This window comes from Microbacterium gawkjiense (assembly GCF_031932225.1).
Lineage (GTDB): Bacteria > Actinomycetota > Actinomycetes > Actinomycetales > Microbacteriaceae > Microbacterium > Microbacterium gawkjiense.
This window is the reverse complement of record NZ_JAUZVV010000001.1, coordinates 405,720-421,268: the sequence shown is the minus strand read 5'-3', so window position 1 is coordinate 421,268 and position 15,549 is coordinate 405,720. Positions and strand designations below refer to the sequence as shown.

Here is a 15,549-nt window from a genome sequence, read left to right as displayed (position 1 = left end):
TCCATCATCCCACCCGGCGGTCAGTCCGAGGGGCGGGGGAAGGCGGCATCCAGCTCGGCGAGCCAGGCCGCGGCGTTCCCGTCGGACGGCGCCCGCCAGTCGCCGCGCGGCGACAGCGAGCCCGCGGGCGACACCTTCGGCGCGTTCGGCACCGCGCTGCGTTTGAACTGCGCGAAGCCGAAGTAGCGCTGCAGGAACACCCGCAGCCAGCGCACGATCGTCTCGCGGTCGAAGGCGTACCGCTCGTCCTCGGGGAAGCCCGGCGGCCACGCCCCGGCATCCGCGTCCGCCCAGGCCTGCTCGGCCAGGAACACGATCTTCGAGGGGCGGAACCCGTAGCGCAGCACGTGGAACAGGGTGAAGTCGTGCAGCGCGTACGGTCCGATCGTGCTCTCTGTCGACTGCACCTTGCCGTCGGCGTCCGCCGGCACCAGCTCGGGGCTGATCTCGGTGTCGAGGACCGCCTGCAGCACCTCCTTCGCCCGGTCGGTGAGGGTCGTACCGGATTCGTCGCTGTGCGCGATGACCCACCGGATGAGGTGCTGGATGAGGGTCTTCGGCACGCCGGCGTTGACGCCGTAGTGCGCCATGTGGTCGCCGACGCCGTAGGTCGCCCACCCGAGGGCGAGCTCGGAGAGGTCGGAGGTGCCGATGACGATGCCGCCGCGCTGGTTCGCGAGGCGGAACAGGAAGTCGGTCCGGGCGCCCGCCTGCACGTTCTCGAACGTCACGTCGTACACCGGCTCGCCCTTCGCGAAGGGGTGTCCGAGGCCGGCCAGCAGCTCGGTGGCCATCGGCCGGATGTCGATCGTCTCGATGGTCGCGCCGATGGCCTCGGCGAGGGCGATCGCATTCGACTTCGTGTGGTCGCCGGTTGCGAAGCCCGGCATCGTGAAGGCGAGGATATCGCTCCGGGGACGTCCCATGCGGTCCATCGCGCGCGCGGTGACGAGCAGCGCATGCGTCGAGTCGAGACCGCCCGAGACGCCGATGACGGGCTTCGGCTGCCCGATCGCACGCAGGCGCTGCTCGAGGCCGGACACCTGGATGTTGAACGCCTCGTAGCAGTCGAGGTCGAGGCGGGCCGGGTCGTCGGGGACGAACGGGAACCGGTCCAGAGGGCGGCGCAGGCCCCGGACCGACGCCGGCGGGGCGACGGTGAACGGGATGCGGCGCACCTGCGCCCCGGTCGTGCGCAGGTTGTCCTCGAAGGTGCCCTGGCGCAGCCGGTCCTGGCGCAGGCGGTCGAGGTCGACGTCGGCGATCGCCCGGCGCGGACCGTCGGGGAAGCGCTCGGTCTCAGCGAGAAGGGCGCCGTTCTCGTAGATGATCGTCTGCCCGTCCCACGAGACGTCGTTGGTCGACTCGCCCTGTCCGGCGGCGGCGTAGACGTAGGCGGCCAGGCACCGGAAGGACTGCGACTGCACGAGGATGCGGCGGTCCTCGGCACGGGCGATCGTGATCGGGCTGCCCGACAGGTTGGCGAGCACGGTCGCCCCGGCGAGGGCCGCGTGGGAGGACGGCGGCACGGGCACCCAGAAGTCCTCGCAGATCTCCGCGTGGACGACGAGCCCGGGCACGTCGGTCGCCTCGAACAGCAGGTCGGTGCCGACCGGCACCGCGTCGCCCCCCAGGGTCACGGTCGCGGGGGCGTCATCGCCGCGCGCATACCAGCGCGACTCATAGAACTCGCGGTAGGTGGGCAGGTGGGACTTGGGGGCGACGCCGAGCACCCGGCCCCGGTGGATGACGACGGCGCAGTTGTAGAGCCGGTTCCCGATCCGCAGGGGCGCGCCGACGATGAGCAGGGGGGAGAGGTCGGCGGATGCCGCGGCGAGCCGTTCGATCGCGACGAGGACGGCGTCGAGGACGACGTCCTGCATCACGAGGTCCTCGATCGCGTACCCGGTGAGGCCCAGCTCGGGGAAGACGGCGACCGCGACGCCGTCGTCGTGGCAGGCGCGCGCGCTCGCCAGGATCGCGTCGGCGTTCGCGGCGGGGTCGGCGATGACGACCGGCACCGTGCACGCCGCGACGCGCGCGTACCCGTGCCGGTACGGGTTCTCGAAGGGCAGGTCCTGGGTCACGCGTCCAGTCTGTCAGGTGGCCCGTCGGCCGCCACGGGGCTTGTGCGCGTGCGGGAGGCGTGTCGGTGACCGCGGATAGTGTCGATTGCGAGAGGGGATCATGCGATACATCGAAGACGACGGCCGGATCGTCTGGAGCGCGAGCGACCTGAAGGCCGCGGCCGAGTGCGAGTTCGCCTGGCTGCGGGCGATCGACGCGAAGCTCGGCCGGATCGCGGCGGTCGAGGACCCCGAGGACCTCACGCTCGAGCGGGCGGGTCGGCTGGGCACGCAGCACGAGCGTCGCGTGTACGAGGCGTACCGTGCCGCGCACCCCGGAGCGGTGGTCGAGATCCCCGAGACGCGATCGTCGGATGCCGCGGGCCTCGCCGCGGCGGTGGCGGCGACGGATGCGACGCTCGCCGACCCCGCCGTGCACGTCGTCTATCAGGCGGCGTTCTCGACCGACGAGTTCGTCGGATTCGCGGACTTCCTCGTGCGTGCCGACGACGGCCGGTGGATCGTGCAGGACACGAAGCTCGCCCGGCACGCCCGGGTGACCGCCCTCATGCAGCTGGCGGCATACGTGGACCAGCTCGATCGGCTCGGTGTCCCCCGCGCCGACGAGGTGCAGCTGTTGCTGGGTGACGGCACCGTGTCGACCCACGCGGTCCGCGACCTCCTTCCCGTGTTCGGGCTGCGCCGCGCCCGGCTCCGGGCCCTCATCGCCGACCGCGACGTCGCCGCCGGGTCCGCGGGGTCGCCCATCCCGTGGGGTGACGACCGGGGCGACCTGCGCGTCGTGGCGTGCGGACGGTGCGCGACGTGCGACCTCGAGGTCGTCGCGCACCGCGACCTGCTGCTGGTGGCGGGGATGCGGCCGGTCCAGCGCGACCGGCTGCGGGCTGCTGACGTCACGACGATCGACGCGCTCGCCGCCTCCCGCGAGGCACCGCCGCGGATGTCGTGGGACACCTTCTCGGGGCTGCGCACCCAGGCGCGGCTGCAGCTCGAGAGCCCCGCCGGCGGCGTCGACGACGCCCCCGCGCAGACGGGGCCCGCGATCCCGACCTTCGACGTCGTCTTCCCGAAGGCGCTGGGTGCCCTTCCCCGACCCGACCACGGCGACCTGTTCTTCGACTTCGAGGGCGATCCGCTCTACACCGAAGGGGCGGCGGTGCAGTGGGGGATCGACTACCTCTTCGGCTGGGTAGACGAGACCGAGCAGTATTCCGCGCTCTGGGCGCACTCGTTCGCCGACGAGAAGCGGGCGCTCGAGGACTTCCTCGAGTTCGTCGCCGTCCGCCGGCGAGCACACCCGGGCATGCACATCTACCACTACGCACCCTACGAGCCCACGCACCTGCTCGCGATGGCGGCCCGGCACGGTGTGGGCGAGGCTGCCGTCGACCGGCTGCTGCGCGACGGCGTCTTCGTCGATCTCTACCCGATCGTGCGCCGCGCGCTGCGGGTCGGGTCGCGCTCGTACTCGATCAAGAAGCTCGAGCCGCTGTACATGGGCGACGAGGTCCGCACGAGCGACGTGCAGCGCGGCGACGACTCGATCGTCCGCTACGTCGAGGCGCGGGCGCTGCAAGACGCCGGCGACGACGCGGCGGCCCGCCGCATCCTCGACGACCTCGCCGATTACAACCGGTACGACTGCGTGTCGACGCGGCGCCTGCGCGACTGGCTCGTCGACCGCGCGCGCGAAGCGAAGCTCGTGCCCTCCCGCGAGCCGGAGGCGGGCGAGGCGGTGTACGAGCCGTCGCCGCGCGCCGAGGCGCTCTCGCGGTTCGCCGCGGATGCCGAGGACGAGGCCACCGCGCAGGCGCTGCGCCTGGGCGCGGCGGCCATCGACTACTACCCGCGCGAGGCGAAGACCTTCTGGGCCACGCACTTCCTCCGCCTGCGCGAACCGGTGTCGGTCTGGGAGGACACCCGCGACGTCGTCGTCGTCGACCGCGACCGGTGCCGCGTCCTGACGGACTGGCACCGCCCCGAGGGGCTCACGGCCGTCCGCCGGGTCGTCGAGATCCGCGGCGAGTTCGCCCCCGGCACCCGGCTGACGGTGGGGCAGAACCCGTACGCCGTCTACGAGCTGCCGGCGCCGTTCCCGATCGAGACCAGCCCGCGGTGGATCCACGCCGCGCGCTCCGTGTCCGTCGTCGACGTCCTCGACGACGGCGTCGTGATCGAGGAGAACGCCTTACAGGGCTTCACGTGGCAGGAGCTCCCGGTCGCCCTGACACCGCCCGCACCGCCGCGCGCCGGCAGTCAGCAGGCGGCGATCGACGAGTGGGCGGATGCGGTCCTGGCCGCCGCTCCCGCGCTGCCCGCCGATCCCGCCACCGACCTCCTGTTGCGTCGCCCGCCGCGGCGCGAGACACCGCTGCCGCGCACGGGCGACGACGTCGCCGACATCGCGGCGGCGCTCGCCGGCCTCGACGACGGCTACCTCGCCGTGCAGGGTCCGCCCGGCACGGGCAAGACCTATGTCGGATCGCACGTCGTGGCGCGGCTGGTCCGCGAGCGCGGGTTCCGGGTCGGCGTCGTCGCGCAGTCGCACAACGTCGTCGAGCACATGCTCGATCGCATCGTCGAGGCGGGGCTGGATGCGGCCCAGGTCGCTAAGGCCCCCAAGGGTGCGGCGACGGGGGTCGAGCGCTTCACCGCGATCGCGAAGAACCAGCTCGCGGCCTACATCGGGTCGCAGCCCGCCGGCTTCGTCGTGGGCGGTACGGCGTGGGACCTGACCCACACCGGGCGGGTGGGCCGCCGCTCGCTCGACTTGCTCGTCATCGACGAGGCGGGGCAGTTCTCGCTCGCCTCCACGATCGCCGTCGCCGCCTCCGCTCGCCGTCTGCTCCTGCTCGGCGACCCGCAGCAGTTGCCGCAGGTCAGCCAGGGCACCCACCCCGAGCCGGTCGACACGTCGGCGCTCGGCTGGGTGATGGACGACCATGCGGTGATCCCCGCCGACCGCGGCTACTTCCTCGCGCGCACTCGCCGGATGCGTCCGGAGGTCGCCGAGCCGGTGTCGCAGTTGGCCTACGAGGGGCAACTCGAGGCGCACCCCGACACGGCGCTGCGCCGCCTCGACGGCGTCCCCGCCGGGGTCGTGCCCGTGCCGCTCGCGCACACCCGCAACGCGACGCAGTCGCCAGAGGAGGCGGACGAGGTCCTGCGGATCGTCCGCGACCTCGTCGGCAACCCGTGGACCGACGGCGCGACCTCACGCCCGCTCGGGCCGGAGGACGTCATCGTCGTGACGCCGTACAACGCGCAGCAGGTGCTCGTCGAGGAGGTCCTCACCGCCGCCGGGTTCTCCGGCGTCCGCGTGGGCACGGTCGACCGGTTCCAGGGGCAGGAGGCGGCCGTCGTGATCGTCTCGCTCGCCGCCTCGTCGGGGCGGGATGCGCCACGCGGGCTCGAGTTCCTGCTGCTGCAGAACCGCATCAACGTCGCGGTCTCGCGCGCGATGCACACCGCGTTCGTCGTCTACGGCACCGGCGTGCTCGACGACCTGCCGCGCACCCCCGACGGCGTCGCGCGGCTCAGCGCGTTCGCCCGCCTCGTCGGAGCCACCGGCATCCCATCGGAGGCCGTCGCGGTCCCGCGATAGGCCGTGCGGTGTCAGACCGTGCCGTACAAGCGGTCGCCGGCGTCGCCGAGACCGGGGACGATGTAGCCCTTCTCGTTCAGGCGCTCGTCGAGAGCGCCCAAGACGAGGGTGACGTCGCGGTCGCCGACCTGCTTCTCGATCGCCGCGAGACCCTCGGGCGCTGCGAGGATGCAGACCGCCGTAACGTCCTGCGCGCCGCGCGCGAAGAGGAAGTCGATCGCCGCGCCGAGCGAACCGCCCGTGGCGAGCATCGGGTCGAGGACGAAGCACTGGCGGTCGCTGAGGTCGTCGGGCAGACGCTCGGCGTACGTGTAGGGCTCGAAGGTCTCCTCGTTGCGCGCCATGCCGAGGAATCCGACCTCGGCCGTCGGCAGCAGCGTCGTCATGCCGTCGAGCATGCCGAGGCCCGCGCGCAGGATCGGGACGACGAGCGGCCGCGGCTCGCTGATCTTGAGCCCGGTCGTGCGGGTGACGGGCGTGTCGATCTCGATCTCCTCGACACGTACGCCGCGGGTCGCCTCGTAGGCGAGGAGGGTGATGAGCTCGGCCGTCAGCTGGCGGAACACCGGCGACGTCGTGCGCTTGTCGCGCAGCACCGTGAGCTTGTGGGTGATGAGGGGGTGGTCGGCGACGTGCACACGCATGGGTCCAGGCTACCGGGGCTACGCTGACGACGTGAGCCTGCCCGTCCCCGCCGCCGACGACGCGGCGATGGTGCGGGCGCTCGAGCTCGCCGCCCTCGCGTCGGTCCACGGCGACGTCCCCGTCGGCGCGGTCGTCACGCAAGCGGGCCGGGTCGTCGGGGAGGGACGCAACCTCCGCGAACGCGACGGCGACCCCCTCGCTCACGCGGAGGTCGTGGCACTGCGAGCCGCGGCATCCGCCCTCGGATCGTGGAACCTCGACGACTGCACCCTCGTCGTCACTCTCGAGCCGTGCGTCATGTGCGCGGGTGCGATCCTGCAGACGCGGGTGGCGCGCGTCGTATTCGGCGCGTGGGACGAGAAGGCGGGTGCGGCCGGTTCCGTCCACGACCTGCTCCGCGACAGACGGATGCCGCACCGCGCAGAGGTCCTCGGCGGGGTCCGTGCGGGCGAGGCCGCGACCCTCCTGCGCGGCTTCTTCGACGCGAAGCGCTGAGGTGCCCCTCGCTCGTCAGTCGGACGAGCTGAGGATGATCGCCTCGGTGGGCGGCGCGGGGGACGCGGGCGAGCCGATGTACCCCGTCAGTTCGAGCAGCGCGCGCCGGAACACGGCGGGCCGCTCGAGGTGGGGGGTGTGCCCCACGCCGGGCAGGGCGAGCTCGGTCGCGATGCCCCCGGCATCCGTGTAGCGACGGAGCACCTCGCGGGTCTGCGACACCATCGGCTGGGCCGGGGCGACGTCGGCGCCGGGCCAGTCGGGGAGGATCCCGAGCGACCCCAAGTGATTGGGGTCCGAGAAGGACGTGTCGGAGATGAGCGGGTCGAGCACGCCGCGGATCCAGAGGATCGACGGCTTCTCGGGCAGGTCGACGATGCCCGAGACGTCGAAGTTGCGCGGCGCGAGGGCGTTGAGCACACCGAACCGGCCGGGCGCGTAGCCGGGCCAGTGCGGGCTCGGGACGGATTCGCCGGGGTAGTTGCCGGTCGCGGTGGAGGTGGAGAGCATGGCCTCGACCCAGAGGTCTTCGTGCTCGGTCTCGAAACCCTCGGCGACGAAGGAGGCACGGAAGACGCTCCGCGGCGAGGTGGATGCCTCCGCGCCCGCCTCGCGCGCGGTCAAGCGGCGCACGAACTCGGGGTTCGCGGTCCCCGCGCCGCAGCCGGCGTCGTCGTCGGTCAGGCGCGACCCGTCGAGCCGCGTGCCGCCGAGGCCGAACGGCGAGACGGGGGACTCGAGCAGGATCGTGCGCACCGGGTGGTCGAGCGCGAACTGCAAGGCGACCGCTCCGCCGAGGTCCCATCCGACGAGGTGCGGCGCCTCGATGCCGAGCTCGGTGAGCGTGAGCGCCACGTCGTCGCTCAGGTCGCGGACCCCGCGGGAGGCGTCGACGGGCATGTGCTCGGTGCCGCCGAAACCGCGCAGATCGACCGCGACGACCCGGAACTCGGCGGGGAGGTCCTGCATGAGCTCCTGCCAGACGAGGGCGGAGGACAGGGCGCCGTGCAGCAGGACGACGGTGCGCTCGGGGGCGGCGTCGACCGTATCGCCGGCGCGCTCGAGGATGTTGACGCTCAGCCGGTCCGTGTCGATGATGCGGGACGTGATTCCGTCGAGGAGGGTCATGAGCCGATGATAAGCCGCGGGGGTGGATGACAGGATGGGGGCATGACGCACCACCTCCCTCCCGTCGCCATCCTCGGAGCCGGTTCGATGGGGGGTGCGATCGCGCAGGGGATCTCCCGCTCGGGCCGGGCCTCGTCCGTCGTGGTGACCAACCGCACGGCCGCGAAGGCCGCCGAGCTCGAGGGGCTGGACGCCGTCTCGAGTGCGGCGCTCGCGGAGGTGCCGTCGGCGAACACGGATGCCGCGGCATCCGCCGACATCGTCCTCATCGGCGTCAAGCCTGCGATGGTCCCCGACCTGCTGCGCGAGATCGCCGGCGCCCTGCGCCCCGGGACGATCGTCGTCAGCCTGGCGGCGGGCGTCACGATCGAGACGTTCGAGTCGATCGTCGGGCCCGAGATCCCCGTCATCCGCTCGATGCCGAACACGCCGGCCGTGGTCGGCAAGGCCGTCACCGGTCTCGCCGCCGGGTCGACCGCGACCGCGGAGCACGTCGCGCTCGTCCGTGCGCTGTTCGAGACCTGCGGCGTCGTCATCGAGGTGCCCGAGGCGCAGATCGACGCGCTCTCGACCATCTCGGGATCCGGCCCGGCCTACGTGTTCCTGCTCGTCGAGGCGCTCACAGAGGCCGCCCGCGGCAAGGGCTTCGACGAGGCCGACGCCCGCCTCATGGCCGAGCAGACCTTCATCGGTGCGACGGCTCTGCTCGCCGCCACCGGCGACGACCCCGCCGAGCTCCGCCGCCGCGTGACCAGTCCCAAGGGCACGACCGAGCGCGCGATCGGCGTCCTCCAGACAGCGAATCTCGACGGGCTGTTCTCGCAGGCGACGGATGCCGCACTGGCCCGCGCCCGCGAGCTCGCGACCGGCGTCTGAGGCATCCGCTCAAGCGTCGCCGAGCGTCAGGTCCTCTGCGGTCGTCCGTTCGGTGAGCCGGGCGGTGTGGTCGGCGCGTCCGATGAGCCCCCGGAACGCGAACAGGAGCGCGGCGCCGGCGGCCGCCGCCAGGGCCGCAGCGGCGTACGGGGCGCCGACGCCGAAGACGGCCAGCGCGGTGCCGACGGGGGCGCCGATCGCGCCGCCGAAGAACCGGAAGCCGGAGTAGGCGGAACTGGCGACGGCGCGGGGGAGCGCGGTCGCCTCCATCGCGGCCTCGGTGAGGATCGTGTTCACGGCACCGATCTCGATGCCGAGCAGCACGACGCAGACCACGAGCAGCGGCCGGGATCCGGCGCTCAGCGCCGCCAGCACGTGCGTCACGGCGAACGCGACGAGGAACCAGAGCAGCACGGTCACGACCGGGAAGCGCCGGGTCAGCCGCGGAGCGATGAGGACGCCCGCGATCGCGAGACCGACGCCGAAGCCCATCATGACGAGGCCGATGCCGACCGCCGGCAGTTCCAGGGCGTAGGGCGTGTACGACAGCGTCACGAAGAAGCCGGCGTTGTAGAGGAAAGCCACGACGCTGATCGCGAGCAGTCCGCGATCGGCGAAGGCACGGAAGGGGGCGCTGACCCGGCTGCGCTCCGCCGCGTGACCCGGATCGCGGACGAGGGTGAGGAGGGCGGCGACCCCCACGGCGAACAGCGACGCCGTTCCCCAGAAGGGCGCGAACCACCCGATCTCGCCGAGGAGGCCGCCCAGCATCGGGCCGACCGCCAGTCCGATCCCGAGGGCCGCCTCGTAGAGGATCACGGCGTGCTCGCTGCGCCCGCCCGAGGCGGAGACGATCGAGGCGAGCGCCGTCGAGAGGAACAGCGCGTTCCCCAGGCCCCAGACGGCGCGGAAGCCGATGAGGGCGCCGATGCTGGGCGACAGTGCGCAGCCGATCGCGGCGAGGGCGATGACGGCGAGCCCGAGGATCATGACCGCGCGGGTGCCGATGCGGGTCGACAGCCAGCTCGTGAAGAACATCGCCGAGGCCGTCACCGTCAGGTAGCTCGTGAACAGCAGCGAGGTCTGCACGGGGGTCGCCTGCAGCGCGGCGGCGACCGTCGGAAGGATCGGACCGACGAGGCCGATCCCCATGAACGCGACCATCGCGGCGAAGGCGATGGCCCAGACGGCGGGCGGCTGCGAGAGCAGCCGCGGTCCGCGTGTCGACGCGGCGGGGACGGTGGGGCGGGTTCCGGTGTCGAGCGCGGTCATTCCTCCGATTATACACAGATGCTTCACCAGTGAAATAAATGGTCCGCGTCGGTACAGTGGAGCGGTGACCGAGCGCGCCGACTTCATCGCCCGCATCCGTGCCGCGTGGGCGGAGCAGATGCCGGCGATCGACACGTCGCCGATCGACGTGTGGGGCAGGCTCAACCGCGCCTCCGCGTTGGCGACCGCGCAGATCGAGCGGCTGCTGGCCGACAGCGGCGTCTCGCGCTCGGAGTTCGACGTCCTCTGCGCGCTGGCCCGCACCGGTCGGCCCCTGCGTGCCAGCGAGGTCACCGCCGAGACGATGCTCAGCGGTGCGGCCACCACGAAGCTCACGAGCAGGCTCGAATCCGCCGGGCTCCTGCGCCGGGAGCGGTCGACGCGCGACGGTCGGGCGGTGGAGCTCTCGTTGACGGATGCCGGTCGTGCCGTCGTCGAGCGGGAGATGCCGCGCGCGCTCGCGCACGACGCCCGCCTGCTGGACGGGCTCAGCGAGGCCGAGCAGCAGACGCTCGCCGATCTGCTCGCCCGGCTGCTGGCGAACGCGCAGCGCGAGGCCTGAGACCACGCCGGCGGCCGGGCGCTGCGACCTCAGGCGGAGGCGCGGAAGATCAGACGTGGCGGGTCGAACAGCAGCGCGTCGGCGCCGCGCCCTCGGCGATGCGAGTCGATCCGGTGGACGAGCGACGACCCCACGGTGAGCGCGATGAATCCGGAGATCATCTTGTCGATGAGCGAGGAGACCAGGTTCGCGGACAGCACCGCGGTCCAGAGGGCATCGCCGAGGTGGAGCAGCTGATCCGTGAACGCGACGGTCGCGACATGTGCGGAGTAGCCGCCGTAGACGGCGAGGGTGATCGGTGTCGCCACCAGGGTGCAGGCCAGCGCGACCATCACCGTCAGGACGAAGAACCGCACGGGTGTCCGTCCGAGGCCCCACGAGCGCGTGCCGTACCCCCACAGCAGCGCACCGACGATCCCGACGGCGGTGAACGGCAGCCCGATCGGGCTCGAATGGTAGGCCGCGCCGGTCAGCTGGGTGGCGATCGCGACCAGCACCCCGTACCAGGGGCCGAGGACGATCGAGGCGATCGCCGTGCCCACCATGTCGAGGAACAGCGGGAGCGACGACCAGAGCACGAGCTGGCCCCCGACGACGTTCGCGAGGGTGCAGAGGGCGATGATGATCGCCATCACCCCGACGCGCGAGGCCGTCGTGCGCGGCGGGCGCGGATCGAGCGTCCGTGGCTCGTCGGCGTCGCGCTGCGTCGCGGTGTGCCTGCGCGATGGTGTGGGATCGTGCGGCGGTTGCTCGGGGTCGTCTGGGTTCTCCGGGGTCTCCGGGGCGGCGGCGGGCGGGGCCGGTGCCTCGGCGACGGACTCCGGTCGGTGTCCGAGGGAGTTCACGACCGCGGCGTGGCGACGCCAGTGGGCGGCGTCGTGCTCCGATCCGCCGAGGGCGAGGATCACGTCGGCGACGAGGGCCCGATCGACTCTCGTTCGGTCGGGCCGGAAGAGGTCGTAGACGGTCGAACGCGCGACGGTGACGCTGCGGGCGCCGCCGACGCGGCTCGCGCGCAGCCGTGTGACCCGTGCGGCGATCTCGGCGTACGACGGCCCGCCGGCGGCGAATCGCATCGACTGCAGCGCCTCATGGAGCCGCGCGTCGTGCGGCGGGGTCGCCCGCTCGGCGTCATCGGATGATGCCATCGATGTGTCCTGGTGTCGCCTGAGCGGGCTCAGCGGTCGAGCGAGGCGAAGCGTTCGATGTCGGAGTTCGTCCCCGACACGATGATGAGGTCGTGGTTGGTCACGACGGTCGTCGCTTCGGCGTAGCGGAACGGCTTGCCGGGGCTCTTCACGCCGACGACCGTCACGTTGTACTTCGAGCGGACGCCCGACTCGTTGAGGCCGACGCCCCGGATGAACCGCGGCGGGTACATCTTGGCGAGGACGAAGTCGTCGTCGAAGCGGATGAAGTCGAGCATGCGCCCGCTGACGAGGTGCGCGACGCGCTCGCCGGCTTCGCGCTCGGGGTAGATGACGTGGTTGGCGCCGACGCGGGCGAGGATCTTGCCGTGCGACTGCGAGACCGCCTTCGCCCAGATCTGCGGGACCTTCAGGTCGACCAGGTTGGCCGTGATGAGGACGGATGCCTCGATCGAGGACCCCACGGCGACGACGGCGACCTGGAAGTCCTGCGCACCGATCTGCTTCAGCGCCTCGATGTTGCGCGCATCGGCCTGGACGGCGTGCGTGACGCGCTCGGACCATTTCTGCACGAGATCGAGGTTGTCGTCGATCGCGAGGACGTCGCGGTCGAGGCGGTCGAGTTCGCCCGCGCACGCGGCGCCGAAGCGACCGAGTCCGATGACGAGGACGGGCGAATCGCTGCGCAACTGCTCAACCAACGATGGGCCTTTCCACGGGCAGCGCGTAGTGCTGCGTTCGGCTGGTCGCGGCCACCGCCGCGGCGAGTGTCACTGTACCAACGCGGCCCATGAACATCGTCAGCGCCATGACGAAGACGGCGGGGTCGGGGAGTTCCTGCGTCAGCCCGGTCGACAGCCCCACGGTGGCGAAGCCCGACACGACGTCGAACAGGACCTCGTCGAGGGGCGCCTTCGTCAGGTGCGCGATCGTGATTGTCGACAGCGCCACGATCGTCGCGCCCCACGCGACGACCGAGAGGGCGACGCGCTGGACGTCGCTCGGGATGCGGCGCCCGAACGCCGAGACGCTCGGCCGGCCCTTCGCCTCGGACCACACCGCGAGGGCGAGGACGGCGAGGGTCGTGACCTTGATGCCGCCCGCCGTGGAGGCGGATCCGCCGCCGACGAACATGAGCATCGACCCGACGACGATCGAGGATTCGTGCAGCTCGCCGATGTCGATGATCGAGAAGCCGCCCGAACGGGTCATCGCGGACAGGAACAGGGCCTGGAACGTCGTGTCCCAGGCATCCATCGTCCCGAAGGTCTGGGGGTTGCCGTACTCCAGGATCACGAACGCGATCGCGCCCGCGAAGAACAGGACGACCGTCGTGATGAGCGTCAGCTTGACGTGGATCGACCACCGACGGACGTGCCAGTGATGCTTCCAGAGGGCGTAGATGACCGGGAAGCCGATCGAGCCGAGGAAGACGCCCGCCATGAGGACGCTGAGCAGCAGGTAGTTCTGCGCGAACGGCGCCAGGCCCTCGGAGTTGGGCGCGAAGCCCGTGTTCGTGAACGCCATGGCCGCGTAGTACGGCGCCTCCCACAGCGCGGTGAGCGGGTCGATGCCGCTGGCGAGCAGCATGGGGTACAGCAGGACGGCGAGGGCGGCCTCGATGACGAGGGTCGACAGGGCGACGGTCGCCAGCAGCTGACCCACCTCGCCGAGCCGGACGGCCTGGCCTTCGTTGACCGGTCCGCCGTGGGCGCGCATCGGGTTGCTGTCGCCGGCGGCGAGCAGCTTGGCGCGGAGCCCCAGGCGCTTGGAGATCACGAGGCCGAGGATCGAGGCGAGGGTCAAGACGCCGAGGGCGCCGACGTTGACACCGATGAACACCACCACGTGACCGAGGGGCGACCAGTGCGTGGCCATGTCCACCGTCGCGAGGCCCGTGACGCAGATCGTGGAGACCGCCGTGAACAGGGCGTCGGGCAGGGGCGTCACCTGCCCGTCCGAGGCCATCACCGGCAGCGAGAAGATCGCTGTGAACAACAGGATGAGGGCCGAGAAGATGAGGACGGCGAAGCGCGAGGGCGACGCGGTCGCGAGATCGCGCATCGCGGAGAACGCGCGGCGATGCCACGCCGGTCCGCGCCGGGGGGCGCGCTCATCGACGGCAAGGCCCGTCATTCGCGCCCCTTCCTCGTTCGGATCGTTGTCATGGTACTCCCGCGCGCGGGCGGGCTAACCTAATGCCATGGCGGACATCTTCGACGTGATCGCCGACGGGACCCGTCGGGACATCCTCCAGCTGCTCCGTGAACGAGGGGCGTCGGGGGAGAAGGGGACGAGCGTCTCGCAGATCGTCTCCGCCCTCGGGGTCAGCCAGCCGACGGTCTCGAAGCACCTGAAGGTACTGCGGGAGGCATCCCTCGTCTCCGTGCGCGAAGAGGGCCAGCACCGCTACTACAGCCTGTCGCCCGCGCCGCTGGACGCGGTGGACGACTGGCTGTTCCCGTTCTTCGCGGTCGACGAGGACGACGCGCCGGCGGCGCACGCCCTGCCGGACGGCGCAGCGCATGCCGCCGAGGTCGTGGGTCGCGCGGCCGCCTCGGCGAAGCATGCCGTGACGAGCGTGTTCAACAAACTGCCGGGCCGCTGACCCTCCTTCCGCCCCACGAGTCACACAGGTTTACACGCCTCTCACCCACCCCCTAATGTGGAGGGATTCACGGGGGCTGATAACCACAAAGGGGACACGATGTCGGACATCTCGGATGTGCGCTTTCTCACGGTCGCGGAGGTCGCCGACCTCATGCGCGTCTCGAAGATGACCGTCTATCGCCTCGTCCACTCCGGGGAACTCCCCGCCGTGCGCTTCGGTCGCAGCTACCGAGTGCCCGAAACAGCGGTCACAGCCGCTCTGCAACGTCCCATCGCCGACGTCGGCTAGACTGATCCGAGGCATTTTTCCGTCTTGCCGTTCCCGGACGCCGACACCGCGCGTCCAGACCCCGACTTAGTGAGGTTTACCGTGGGTTCAGTCATCAAGAAGCGCCGCAAGCGCATGGCGAAGAAGAAGCACCGCAAGCTGCTTCGCAAGACTCGCCACCAGCGCCGCAACAAGAAGTAAGCGGCATCGCACACAAGCGCCCCCGTCCGGTCCGCCGGACGTCGGGGCGCTTCGTGTTGCGTCCGCGGCGTGGATGAGCGGGGGAGAATGGATGCCGTGACCGCACTCACCCTCATCTCCAAACCCGACTGCCACCTCTGCGACGTCGCACGCGAGATCGTCGACGCCGTCGTCGCCGAGCTCCCCGAGGGGCGGGTCGACGTCGAGGAGCTGTCGATCACCGAGGACCCGGCCCTCTACGCGACATGGTGGGAGAAGATCCCCGTGGTCCTCATCGACGGCGACCTGCACGCCCACTGGCGCGTGTCCGCCGACCGGCTGCGCGTCGCGCTCGTCGAGAAGGGCTCCGCATGATCCGCCACGTCGTTATCTGGAAGATGGCGGCCACCGACGCGGACATCCGTGCCGAGCACGCCGCCGAGGTGGTGCGCCTGCTGCGGGGTCTCGAGACCGCCGTGCCCGTCATCCGCTCCCTCAGCGTGGGGACCAACGTCGCCGTCCCCGAGGCGAACGCCGACGTCTCGCTCGTGATGGACGTCGACGACCTCGACGCGCTCGAGGCGTACCAGACGCATCCCGCGCATCAGGAGGTCGCCGCGTACATCCGCAGCGTCGCCGGCGGCCGCATGGCTGTCGACTTCGAGGTCTGACGG

Annotated in this window: 16 protein-coding genes; 9 read left to right on the top strand and 7 right to left on the bottom strand. The window is 71.5% G+C overall.

The window, feature by feature from the left end:
* Nucleotides 1–20 precede the first annotated feature (20 nt).
* The gene (locus Q9S71_RS02075) at nt 21–2,087 is read right to left on the bottom strand and encodes an NAD(+) synthase (RefSeq protein ID WP_311860225.1); all 2,067 of its coding nucleotides are present in this window, start codon (nt 2,085–2,087) and stop codon (nt 21–23) included.
* A gap of 100 nt (nt 2,088–2,187) precedes the next feature.
* Between Q9S71_RS02075 and Q9S71_RS02070 the strand changes: the two genes are divergently transcribed.
* Nucleotides 2,188–5,691: a TM0106 family RecB-like putative nuclease gene (locus tag Q9S71_RS02070; RefSeq protein ID WP_311860224.1), complete on the top strand. Its 3,504-nt coding sequence runs from the start codon at nt 2,188–2,190 to the stop codon at nt 5,689–5,691.
* Between the two features lie 11 nt (nt 5,692–5,702).
* On the opposite strand, the gene upp is transcribed toward Q9S71_RS02070, so the two are convergent.
* Complete coding sequence (gene upp, locus Q9S71_RS02065) at nt 5,703–6,335, bottom strand: uracil phosphoribosyltransferase (RefSeq protein ID WP_217530605.1); 633 nt, start codon at nt 6,333–6,335, stop codon at nt 5,703–5,705.
* Between the two features lie 67 nt (nt 6,336–6,402).
* Between upp and Q9S71_RS02060 the strand changes: the two genes are divergently transcribed.
* On the top strand, nt 6,403–6,831 hold the full coding sequence (locus tag Q9S71_RS02060; protein WP_311861676.1) for a nucleoside deaminase: 429 nt from the start codon (nt 6,403–6,405) through the stop codon (nt 6,829–6,831).
* A gap of 15 nt (nt 6,832–6,846) precedes the next feature.
* Here Q9S71_RS02060 and Q9S71_RS02055 read toward each other — a convergent pair whose 3' ends face one another.
* Nucleotides 6,847–7,959: an alpha/beta fold hydrolase gene (locus tag Q9S71_RS02055; protein WP_311860223.1), complete on the bottom strand. Its 1,113-nt coding sequence runs from the start codon at nt 7,957–7,959 to the stop codon at nt 6,847–6,849.
* A 42-nt stretch (nt 7,960–8,001) separates the two neighbouring features.
* Between Q9S71_RS02055 and proC the strand changes: the two genes are divergently transcribed.
* Nucleotides 8,002–8,835: a pyrroline-5-carboxylate reductase gene (gene proC / locus Q9S71_RS02050; protein WP_217530610.1), complete on the top strand. Its 834-nt coding sequence runs from the start codon at nt 8,002–8,004 to the stop codon at nt 8,833–8,835.
* Nucleotides 8,836–8,844: 9 nt separating this feature from the next.
* On the opposite strand, the gene Q9S71_RS02045 is transcribed toward proC, so the two are convergent.
* Complete coding sequence (locus Q9S71_RS02045) at nt 8,845–10,107, bottom strand: MFS transporter (protein ID WP_311860222.1); 1,263 nt, start codon at nt 10,105–10,107, stop codon at nt 8,845–8,847.
* 64 nt (nt 10,108–10,171) lie between these two features.
* Here Q9S71_RS02045 and Q9S71_RS02040 point away from each other — a divergent pair, with 64 nt between their 5' ends.
* Entirely contained in the window at nt 10,172–10,669 is a 498-nt protein-coding gene (locus Q9S71_RS02040; RefSeq protein ID WP_311285354.1) for a MarR family winged helix-turn-helix transcriptional regulator, read from the top strand.
* Nucleotides 10,670–10,698: 29 nt separating this feature from the next.
* Here the strand turns inward: Q9S71_RS02040 and Q9S71_RS02035 are convergent, their stop codons facing one another.
* Genes Q9S71_RS02035 through Q9S71_RS02025 form a run of 3 tightly spaced genes read right to left on the bottom strand, consistent with a single transcriptional unit; the run spans nt 10,699 to nt 13,953 of the window.
* The gene (locus Q9S71_RS02035; protein WP_311860221.1) at nt 10,699–11,817 is read right to left on the bottom strand and encodes an ECF transporter S component; all 1,119 of its coding nucleotides are present in this window, start codon (nt 11,815–11,817) and stop codon (nt 10,699–10,701) included.
* A gap of 29 nt (nt 11,818–11,846) precedes the next feature.
* Nucleotides 11,847–12,518 (bottom strand): potassium channel family protein, encoded by a 672-nt coding sequence (locus tag Q9S71_RS02030; protein WP_064003900.1) that lies wholly within the window; start codon nt 12,516–12,518, stop codon nt 11,847–11,849.
* A complete protein-coding gene (locus Q9S71_RS02025) occupies nt 12,511–13,953 on the bottom strand; it encodes a TrkH family potassium uptake protein (RefSeq protein WP_311860220.1) in 1,443 nt (480 codons plus the stop codon). The genes Q9S71_RS02030 and Q9S71_RS02025 overlap by 8 nt, the downstream gene beginning before the upstream one ends.
* Before the next feature lie 67 nt (nt 13,954–14,020).
* Between Q9S71_RS02025 and Q9S71_RS02020 the strand changes: the two genes are divergently transcribed.
* The 5 genes from Q9S71_RS02020 (at nt 14,021) to Q9S71_RS02000 (ending at nt 15,546) form a co-directional block, all read left to right on the top strand.
* On the top strand, nt 14,021–14,425 hold the full coding sequence (locus Q9S71_RS02020) for an ArsR/SmtB family transcription factor (RefSeq protein ID WP_064003902.1): 405 nt from the start codon (nt 14,021–14,023) through the stop codon (nt 14,423–14,425).
* A gap of 99 nt (nt 14,426–14,524) precedes the next feature.
* Nucleotides 14,525–14,716: a helix-turn-helix domain-containing protein gene (locus tag Q9S71_RS02015; protein ID WP_018186843.1), complete on the top strand. Its 192-nt coding sequence runs from the start codon at nt 14,525–14,527 to the stop codon at nt 14,714–14,716.
* Between the two features lie 81 nt (nt 14,717–14,797).
* On the top strand, nt 14,798–14,896 hold the full coding sequence (locus tag Q9S71_RS02010; protein ID WP_003792170.1) for a 30S ribosomal protein bS22: 99 nt from the start codon (nt 14,798–14,800) through the stop codon (nt 14,894–14,896).
* A 96-nt stretch (nt 14,897–14,992) separates the two neighbouring features.
* Nucleotides 14,993–15,250 carry a glutaredoxin family protein gene (locus tag Q9S71_RS02005; RefSeq protein ID WP_311860219.1) on the top strand — a complete coding sequence of 86 codons (258 nt, stop codon included), beginning with the start codon at nt 14,993–14,995 and terminating at the stop codon, nt 15,248–15,250.
* A complete protein-coding gene (locus Q9S71_RS02000; protein WP_311860218.1) occupies nt 15,247–15,546 on the top strand; it encodes a Dabb family protein in 300 nt (99 codons plus the stop codon). Before Q9S71_RS02005 ends, Q9S71_RS02000 begins: the two co-directional genes overlap by 4 nt.
* Nucleotides 15,547–15,549 lie beyond the last annotated feature (3 nt).

Bases quoted from the DNA above. Each gene is read 5' to 3' on its own strand.
- Q9S71_RS02070 (WP_311860224.1), top strand. From the start codon at position 2,188: ATGCGATACATCGAAGACGACGGCCGGATCGTCTGGAGCGCGAGCGAC.
- upp (WP_217530605.1), bottom strand. From the start codon at position 6,335: ATGCGTGTGCACGTCGCCGACCACCCCCTCATCACCCACAAGCTCACG.
- Q9S71_RS02060 (WP_311861676.1), top strand. From the start codon at position 6,403: ATGGTGCGGGCGCTCGAGCTCGCCGCCCTCGCGTCGGTCCACGGCGAC.
- Q9S71_RS02055 (WP_311860223.1), bottom strand. From the start codon at position 7,959: ATGACCCTCCTCGACGGAATCACGTCCCGCATCATCGACACGGACCGG.
- proC (WP_217530610.1), top strand. From the start codon at position 8,002: ATGACGCACCACCTCCCTCCCGTCGCCATCCTCGGAGCCGGTTCGATG.
- Q9S71_RS02045 (WP_311860222.1), bottom strand. From the start codon at position 10,107: ATGACCGCGCTCGACACCGGAACCCGCCCCACCGTCCCCGCCGCGTCG.
- Q9S71_RS02035 (WP_311860221.1), bottom strand. From the start codon at position 11,817: ATGGCATCATCCGATGACGCCGAGCGGGCGACCCCGCCGCACGACGCG.
- Q9S71_RS02025 (WP_311860220.1), bottom strand. From the start codon at position 13,953: ATGACGGGCCTTGCCGTCGATGAGCGCGCCCCCCGGCGCGGACCGGCG.
- Q9S71_RS02020 (WP_064003902.1), top strand. From the start codon at position 14,021: ATGGCGGACATCTTCGACGTGATCGCCGACGGGACCCGTCGGGACATC.
- Q9S71_RS02015 (WP_018186843.1), top strand. From the start codon at position 14,525: ATGTCGGACATCTCGGATGTGCGCTTTCTCACGGTCGCGGAGGTCGCC.
- Q9S71_RS02000 (WP_311860218.1), top strand. From the start codon at position 15,247: ATGATCCGCCACGTCGTTATCTGGAAGATGGCGGCCACCGACGCGGAC.